We start from the raw sequence: 7,046 nt of genomic DNA, 5'->3' as shown, positions 1-7,046 counted from the left end.
GCGCGGGCGGCCCTGCAACCCCAACCAGCGATGCCGCCCGCGCTGGCGCCACGACCATCATTGCACTAACAATCAAATTGGACCCGTCCGTGGGGGCCGATCAACGTCGAGAACCTCAACAATAATGAATTGTTAAGTATGGCACGTTCACGGTGCGAGTGATATTGTGCCGTTAGCCGGCTTTGACACGAATTTGTCGGAATTCGGGACTTGGCTGAGCTTTGGATCACTTGGAGAGAAACGCCATGGTCGGACAACAACAGGCTGAGCAGGCCGCCAGCACGAAGCAACAGGCCCGCAACGATCTGGAAGCCCGTTACAAGAGCATCGCCATTCCGGCAGTGAACGCGGCCCTGTCCTGCCGCCCGAAGAAGCAGGAAACGCAGGTCGGACAGCACCCGCTATACGAGTCGCGCGAGGAGTCCTGAGGCCAGGGCCGCCATTACCACGGCGATAACCGTATCCAGCACGCGCCAGGCGCGGGGGCTGGCAAAGAACGGCTGCAGCAGGCGCGCGCCATATCCCAGCCCGAAGAACCAGACGAATGAGGCCAGGCTGGCGCCCGCGGCATAGAACCACCGTCCGGCGCCGCTGTAGGCGCTCGACAGCGACCCTACCAGCAGCACCGTATCCAGATAGACGTGCGGATTGAGGAAGGTGAAGGCGAGACAAGCCAGCACCGCAGCCTTGAGGTCGCTCTTGCCCTCGTTGGCGGCCTGCAGCGTGTCGGGCCGCATGGCCCGCCGCAGAGCCTTGGAGGCATACGCGTAGAGAAAGAGCGCACCGCCTACGGTCACCAGCGTGATGAGAACGGGCGACTGCGCAATGAGCGTTCCGAGCCCGGCAACCCCCACCGTGATCAGCAGCGCGTCCGACAGCGAACAGATCAGGCACAGCACGAACACATGCTGCCCCAGCAGTCCCTGGCGCAGGATGAAGGCGTTCTGTGCGCCGATGGCGATGATCAGCGATGCGCCGAGGAAGAACCCGGCCAGCATGGGGGGAATCAGGGAAGTATCCATGTCGTGCCTGTTCGATTGCTGGATGACGCGGGAGGGAATGCTGCTGTGGTCTGAGGGAGTTGAAGGAAGGTGTGATAGAGACGAGCGCAATTCTTTCCGCGGGAAACGGAAAAGGCAAGTCGTCAGAACAAACTGAGTTGCTGCCCCTCTGCAGCCATTGGATCCCTCCTGTCCGCCTGCCGCTTCTCCTCCACCCTCGCCTGAAGATCCGGAGAATCGTTTCTGATCCGATTGACGCGGTCCGACACGGGGATGGCCTCGAAGAAGCCTTCCTCGACCGGCTCCAGAAGATCTGCCACATGGCGTGGCTCTTGTGTCCGGCAATCGAGTCAGCGGTCGAAATCCTCCGGCCGGATGACCACCGGCATCCGGTCGTGGATGGGACGGATGTCGGCGCTCGCCCGCGTGGTGAGGATCGCGCCCGTGTCGATCTCCGAGCCTCCGGGCTCCGACCAGGTCTCCATCAGGCCGCCGAAGGCGATGAGGTCGCATTGTGTTGGGCGCAGCCAATAGGCCCGCGAGGTTCCGTCGGAAAACCGCTTCCACTCGTAGAAGCCAGAAGCGGGAACGAGCGTCCTGCGCGTTGATGATGAGCGACAGGTCCCGCGGGTTCTTCGCCCAGGACGGGATGAAGCCCCAGCGCACCAGCACCGCCTGCCGATGCGGGAGATTCGATCCATGGGGACGCACGGGCCCGGCCTCCACCATCAGGATCGGCTGCGTGGGCGCGATGTTGTAGCGTGGCGGAAACGGATGGCAGTCGGCCACCCCGAAAACATGCTCGACTTCCGCCGGGGTCGCCGTCAGGGCGAAGCGTCCACACATTCTATCATTGCTTTCCTGAGAGCTTGCGAAGGCGTGAGGCTCGGGTAAGCTAGTTCATCCAACCGGGCAATCACAGACCTCCATGGCCGATATCCACGCAGTTTCCATCGTTGTGTTCCAGAATGGGCGCTTCCTTCTGGTGCGTCGCGGCCATCCGCCTGCTGAGGGCCTCTACGCCTTTCCGGGCGGCCGGGTGGAACCCGGCGAGGACGACGAGACCGCCGCCCGGCGCGAGCTTATGGAGGAAACGAATCTGGCGGCTTCGCATCTCACGGCTTTCGACCGCATGACGCTCGAAGCGGACGACGGCCGGCGCTACAGCCTGGCGGTCTATCGCGCCGCAGGCGTGGCGGGTTCCCTCATCGCCCGCGACGACGCGGCCGCGGCCGGCTGGTTCACCCTGGACGAGATGAGCGGCCTGCCCGTCACCGAAAGCACGCTTTCCGTCGCGGCCCGGATTGCCGCAGCCGACCACGGGGATAGCGTTCTCCGCGCTTCCGGCGCGGATGCCATTCCTGACGCGTCCAAAAACGGAGGCGGGACAGACGGATGAAGCACAGCTTCCCTGCGCTTGCCCTTCTCATGGCGCTTGCTGGTGCGGCCACGCCTCGGCCCGTGCAGGCGGCCGAGGCCGTGTACGACCGCCAACTGATCCGCCTTGCCGAGGTGCTGGGCTCGCTCCAGTACCTTCGCGCCCTCTGCGGCGAACAGAATGCCCCCTGGCGCGCCCGCATGGAGGCCCTGCTGGAGGCGGAAAAACCCGATCCTGACCGTCGCGCCCGCATGGTTGCAGCCTTCAACCACGGCTACAGCGCGTTCGAGGCGGTCTATCGCACCTGTACCCCGTCCGCCATCGCGGCCATCAATCGCTACATGAAGGAGGGCGAAGAGCTCACCACCGGCATCGTCGAGCGTTACGGGCGCTGACCGGTTTACCTGACCTTAACCACAAAATGGTTGGCCTCTGCAGCGCCTCATTTCCCCTGCTAGTTTCTGTGGATCACGGGGCGCTCACACAGGCGAAGGAAAACTGACATGTTCGTGACGGTAGCTGATCTGAGGGAAAAGATTGAAGAAGACATGCGCATGACCTCGACGGCCTACCAGAACGAAGCCTGGGCCGAGGCCGTGCGCGAGGGCATCGAGCCCGAGATCATGGCCGAATGCGCCTTCACGACGGCGCTGCGGGAGCTGGCCAGGATCCGCGACGAGGCTGCCCTTCTCGCCATGCTTGAGGATTTGCGCGCGCGCGTCCTCTCCGGAGAGTTCGCCGCCGATCGCACGCGTCACTGAAACCCCGACATTGAACTTGGGGACCGAGCTGCTAGACTCGTGCCGTCCGCATCCAGAAGGCATACTGCTCCCATGTTGATCCCCTCTGCCATCACGCGGCTGTCCGCCGCCCTGCTGATCGTTCTCGCGGGCACGGCCGCTCCGGCCCTTGCGCTCAAGAACGATCCGGCCGGTGAGGCCGAAGACAAGACCAGCGGGGAACAGATCCAGCGCATTCCGCTGGATGCGATGACGCCCAAGCCCGGCAAGGCCGGCGATATGAGCCCTGCCGCCACGGAGCCGGAAGGCGAAACAAATGAACCCGGAGAAGCCGAAGGCGACGCTGAAGAGCAGCCGGGCAAGGCGGAAGAGCCTGGCGCACCGGGCGTCCAGGAACAGGACCAGCCTCCGGCAATCATTACCGATCCTGCCAAGCTTCCCGAACCGGTCCGGCGCATGCGCCGCCTCATCATGGATGCGGCCCGCACCGGCAACGTGGAGCGCCTGCGCCCGCTGCTCGGCTCCGGCGACAACGGCACACAGATCAGTCTCTCCGAGGTACCCGACGACCCGATTGAGTTCCTGCGCAGCCTTTCGGGTGACCCGAAGGGCTACGAGATCCTCGCCATTCTGCTGGAGGTGATGGAAGCGCCCGCCGTCGAGCTCGCCCCCGGCACTGACGAAGCCATTTACGTCTGGCCCTATTTCGTCGCCGTTCCGCTCGACAAGCTGACGCCGCCTCAGATGGTGGAGCTGATGACGCTGGTGACGGCCGGCGACTACGAGGCGATGGAGGAGTTCGGCGCCTACAACTTCTACCGCGTCGGCATCACGCCGGAAGGCGAATGGGTCTTCTTCGTCGCGGGCGACTGACCTTCCGGCCGAGCCGTTTGCGTCTGGGCCGAGCCGTAAGGCTTGCCGCTCCGCCTGAACCGTCTTACCTACGCACTGCCGGGACAGGAATCTTCCGGCGGAATCAGGAGAGACACCGATGAGCCTTGTTCATCTCGCCGACCGCGCCGTCATTCGCGCCGAGGGACCGGATGCCGAAGCGCTGCTGCAGAACACGCTCACCCTCGACCTGAACCAACTGGCCGAAGGCGAGGCCCGGCCCGGCGCGCTGCTCACCCCGCAGGGCAAGATCATGTTCGACTTCGTGATCTCGCGGGCGGGCGAGCAGGCCTTTCGCCTCGACTGCCGCCGTGACATCGCCGAGGATTTCATCCGCCGCCTGACCTTCCTTCGCGTCCGCGCCAAGGTTAATTTTTCGTTGCCGGATCAGGAGGTTGTCGGCGCCGGCTGGCAAACCGATTCATCGGCTTCACAAACTGATTCAGCTTCTTCACGCGCCGATTCAACGGGCGGAGAAACCGATTCAGCTTTTCTGGCTGACTGCCGGTTTCCCGAGGGCGTTGGTGTCTTCCGCATCTACGCGCCGAAGATCGAAGCCAACGCTTCTGTGAGCGAATGGGACCGTTTGCGCATTGAGCACGGTGTTGCGGAGAGCGGCACTGATTACGAACTGCAGGATGCCTTCCCGCATGATGTTCTGTTCGACTTCAACGGCGGCGTGGGACTGCGCAAGGGCTGCTATGTCGGCCAGGAGGTGGTCTCGCGCATGCACCATCGCCGCACCGCCCGCCGCCGCGTGGTGATCGTCGAGGGCGCGTTACCCCTCTCACCTGACGAGAGAGAGATCACCGCCGGCAGCAAGCCCCTCGGCCAGCTCGGGACCATCGTGGATACCCATGCGCTGGCAATCGTGCGCATCGACCGCGTGGCGGAAGCGAAGGCAGCCGGCGAGACCATTCTGGCGGGCGGTGTGGAGCTCAGTCTCCGGGTCCCAGCCTGGGCAGACTTCTCCCTCGAACCCGTCGAGACCTCTGCGGAAGGCAACTGATGGCAGCTCTTCCGCCAAAACCGGCGCGCGCCTGGCAGCGGATGCTCTCGGGCCGCCGCCTTGACCTGCTTGATCCCTCGCCGCTTGACGTCGAGATTTCCGACATCGCCCACGGCCTCGCCCGTGTCGCCCGCTGGAATGGCCAGACGCTCGGCGACCACGCCTTCTCGGTCGCGCAGCACTCCGTGCTTGTCTGGCAGATCTTCCGCAAGCTGTACCCGGCTGCCTCCGCCCGCGAGCAGATGGCGGCGCTCCTTCACGACGCGCCTGAATACGTGATCGGCGATATGATTTCGCCCTTCAAGGCCGCGCTCGGCGACGACTACAAGTCTGTCGAGAAGCGCCTGCAGCATGCCATCCACCTGCGTTTCGCGCTGCCGGTCGAGCTGCCGGTGGCGCTCAAGAAGGCGATCAAGCGGGCCGACCGCATCTCCGCCTATTTCGAGGCGACCCGCCTGGCGGGCTTCTCCGAGGCGGAAGCGGCTAGGTTCTTCGGCCGTCCGCGCGGTATTTGCGCCGACGATTTCGACCTCTCCCCCCTGCCCGTCATAGAGGCGCAGGCAGCCTTCCTGGCGAGCTTCGCCCGCATCGAGAGGGATCTCCCGGTCAGCAAGCGGCTGATGAAAGCCTGAAATCCGGCAGGCCGGGCAACCCCTCGCCAGCAGATTGTCCAGAAATATCATTGATCCATATAATCAAGACTATTGACTGGATTGATGATGAAATTTCATTTCAACTGTATCTGGCCCGACCCGGAGCAGGGCTCCCCCCAGAGGATTTTCCCATGACCACTTATCAAGCCGCCCAGCGTTCGTCCCTTCCCTGGTTGATCATCATCAGCGGCTGCCTGATTGCCGCGCTGACCTTTGGCCCGCGTTCGGCAATGGGCCTTGTGCAGCTCCCGATGCTTCAGGAGAAGGGCTGGGACCGCAACACGTTCGGACTGGCGATGGCGATCCAGAATCTGGCCTGGGGTGCGGGCCAGCCGATCTTTGGCGCGATCGCCGACCGCTTCGGCACCTGGCGTATTCTGGCGCTGTCCGGCGCGATGTACGCGACCGGCCTGCTGCTCATGGCCTGGTCGCCCTCACCGCTGATCCTGCACATTTCGGGCGGTATTCTGGTGGGCCTCGGCGTCGCCGCCGGCTCCTTCGGCATCATCCTGGCAGCCTTCGCACGCCATGTACCGGCGGAAAAGCGCAGCCTCGTCTTCGGCATCGGCACGGCGGCGGGCTCCGCCGGCATGTTCCTCTTTGCGCCCATCACCCAGGGCATGATCGCCCTGTTCGGCTGGTCCGACACGCTGGTCTGGATGGGCATCGCCATGCTGGTCATCCCGATTCTGGCTATCCCGCTTGCGGGCAACTCGAAAACCGGCGCGCAGCAGGCCCATTTCGATCAGACCTTCGGCGAGGCTCTGCGCGAGGCCTTCGGCCACCGCAGCTTCGTCCTGCTGGTCTCGGGCTTCTTCGTCTGCGGCTTTCAGGTGGCCTTCATCACCGCCCACTTCCCGGCCTATCTGGCCGACATCGGCATCGATGCGAAGTATGCTGTTATCGGTCTTGCCGCGATCGGCTTCTTCAACATCGTGGGCTCCCTCGCTTCCGGCGCCATCAGCCAGCGCGCTTCCAAACCGATCTTCCTGGCGCTGATCTACCTGGCCCGCTCGGTGGCGGTGACGCTCTTCCTGCTGATCCCCGCCAGCCCCGCGACGGTGATCATCTTTTCGGTCGTCATCGGCATCCTGTGGCTGTCGACCGTTCCGCCCACGAACGCGCTCGTCGCCATCATGTTCGGCACGAAATACCTGGGCATGTTGGGCGGCATCGTCTTCTTCTCCCACCAGGTGGGTTCATTCCTGGGCGTCTGGCTCGGCGGCTATCTCTACGACCAGTTCGGCTCCTACGATCCGGTCTGGTGGCTGGGTGTGGCGCTGGGCATCTTCGCGGCAATCGTCCACTGGCCGATCCAGGAGCGGCCCGTGGAGCGACCGGCCATGGCAGCCGCGGAGTGAGACGCGCCCTATC

The 7,046-nt window shown here is 64.2% G+C and carries 9 protein-coding genes and 1 pseudogene; 8 read left to right on the top strand and 2 right to left on the bottom strand.

The genetic code is table 11. The features are described from left to right. Nucleotides 1–245 precede the first annotated feature (245 nt). Nucleotides 246–428 carry a hypothetical protein gene (locus tag ABD906_RS04125; RefSeq protein WP_345098352.1) on the top strand — a complete coding sequence of 61 codons (183 nt, stop codon included), beginning with the start codon at nucleotides 246–248 and terminating at the stop codon, nucleotides 426–428. Here ABD906_RS04125 and ABD906_RS04120 read toward each other — a convergent pair. Then, the gene (locus ABD906_RS04120; protein ID WP_345098353.1) at nucleotides 402–1,010 is read right to left on the bottom strand and encodes a LysE/ArgO family amino acid transporter; all 609 of its coding nucleotides are present in this window, start codon (nucleotides 1,008–1,010) and stop codon (nucleotides 402–404) included. The genes ABD906_RS04125 and ABD906_RS04120 overlap by 27 nt on opposite strands. A 134-nt stretch (nucleotides 1,011–1,144) precedes the next feature. After that, a pseudogene (locus tag ABD906_RS04115) lies at nucleotides 1,145–1,847 on the bottom strand (SOS response-associated peptidase). 82 nt (nucleotides 1,848–1,929) lie between these two features. Between ABD906_RS04115 and ABD906_RS04110 the strand changes: the two are divergent. The 7 genes from ABD906_RS04110 to ABD906_RS04080 all read left to right on the top strand — a co-directional run bounded on the left by ABD906_RS04110 (nucleotide 1,930) and on the right by ABD906_RS04080 (nucleotide 7,033). Next, a complete protein-coding gene (locus ABD906_RS04110; protein ID WP_165278798.1) occupies nucleotides 1,930–2,400 on the top strand; it encodes an NUDIX domain-containing protein in 471 nt (156 codons plus the stop codon). Then, nucleotides 2,397–2,774, top strand: coding sequence for a TIGR02301 family protein (locus tag ABD906_RS04105; RefSeq protein ID WP_165278799.1), 378 nt, complete (start codon nucleotides 2,397–2,399; stop codon nucleotides 2,772–2,774). The genes ABD906_RS04110 and ABD906_RS04105 overlap by 4 nt, the downstream gene beginning before the upstream one ends. A gap of 108 nt (nucleotides 2,775–2,882) precedes the next feature. Continuing rightward, complete coding sequence (locus tag ABD906_RS04100) at nucleotides 2,883–3,140, top strand: hypothetical protein (RefSeq protein ID WP_345098351.1); 258 nt, start codon at nucleotides 2,883–2,885, stop codon at nucleotides 3,138–3,140. Between the two features lie 72 nt (nucleotides 3,141–3,212). Next, nucleotides 3,213–3,992, top strand: a complete 780-nt coding sequence (locus ABD906_RS04095; protein ID WP_165278801.1) for a hypothetical protein — start codon at nucleotides 3,213–3,215, stop codon at nucleotides 3,990–3,992. A gap of 118 nt (nucleotides 3,993–4,110) precedes the next feature. Beyond that, complete coding sequence (ygfZ, locus tag ABD906_RS04090) at nucleotides 4,111–5,019, top strand: CAF17-like 4Fe-4S cluster assembly/insertion protein YgfZ (RefSeq protein WP_345098350.1); 909 nt, start codon at nucleotides 4,111–4,113, stop codon at nucleotides 5,017–5,019. Continuing rightward, nucleotides 5,019–5,651 (top strand): YfbR-like 5'-deoxynucleotidase, encoded by a 633-nt coding sequence (locus ABD906_RS04085; RefSeq protein WP_165278803.1) that lies wholly within the window; start codon nucleotides 5,019–5,021, stop codon nucleotides 5,649–5,651. The genes ygfZ and ABD906_RS04085 overlap by 1 nt, the downstream gene beginning before the upstream one ends. Before the next feature lie 152 nt (nucleotides 5,652–5,803). Then, the gene (locus ABD906_RS04080; RefSeq protein WP_165278843.1) at nucleotides 5,804–7,033 is read left to right on the top strand and encodes an MFS transporter; all 1,230 of its coding nucleotides are present in this window, start codon (nucleotides 5,804–5,806) and stop codon (nucleotides 7,031–7,033) included. Nucleotides 7,034–7,046: the final 13 nt, after the last annotated feature.

The sequence above is a fragment of the Chelativorans composti genome, from assembly GCF_039541695.1.
Classification (GTDB): Bacteria; Pseudomonadota; Alphaproteobacteria; order Rhizobiales; family Rhizobiaceae; genus Chelativorans; species Chelativorans composti.
Note: the sequence above shows the minus strand (reverse complement) of the source record. Positions and strands in the feature narration are given on the sequence as shown.

Coding starts and splice junctions, on each gene's coding strand:
- ABD906_RS04125 (WP_345098352.1), top strand. CDS start 246: ATGGTCGGACAACAACAGGCTGAGCAGGCCGCCAGCACGAAGCAACAG.
- ABD906_RS04110 (WP_165278798.1), top strand. CDS start 1,930: ATGGCCGATATCCACGCAGTTTCCATCGTTGTGTTCCAGAATGGGCGC.
- ABD906_RS04105 (WP_165278799.1), top strand. CDS start 2,397: ATGAAGCACAGCTTCCCTGCGCTTGCCCTTCTCATGGCGCTTGCTGGT.
- ABD906_RS04100 (WP_345098351.1), top strand. CDS start 2,883: ATGTTCGTGACGGTAGCTGATCTGAGGGAAAAGATTGAAGAAGACATG.
- ABD906_RS04095 (WP_165278801.1), top strand. CDS start 3,213: ATGTTGATCCCCTCTGCCATCACGCGGCTGTCCGCCGCCCTGCTGATC.
- ygfZ (WP_345098350.1), top strand. CDS start 4,111: ATGAGCCTTGTTCATCTCGCCGACCGCGCCGTCATTCGCGCCGAGGGA.
- ABD906_RS04085 (WP_165278803.1), top strand. CDS start 5,019: ATGGCAGCTCTTCCGCCAAAACCGGCGCGCGCCTGGCAGCGGATGCTC.
- ABD906_RS04080 (WP_165278843.1), top strand. CDS start 5,804: ATGACCACTTATCAAGCCGCCCAGCGTTCGTCCCTTCCCTGGTTGATC.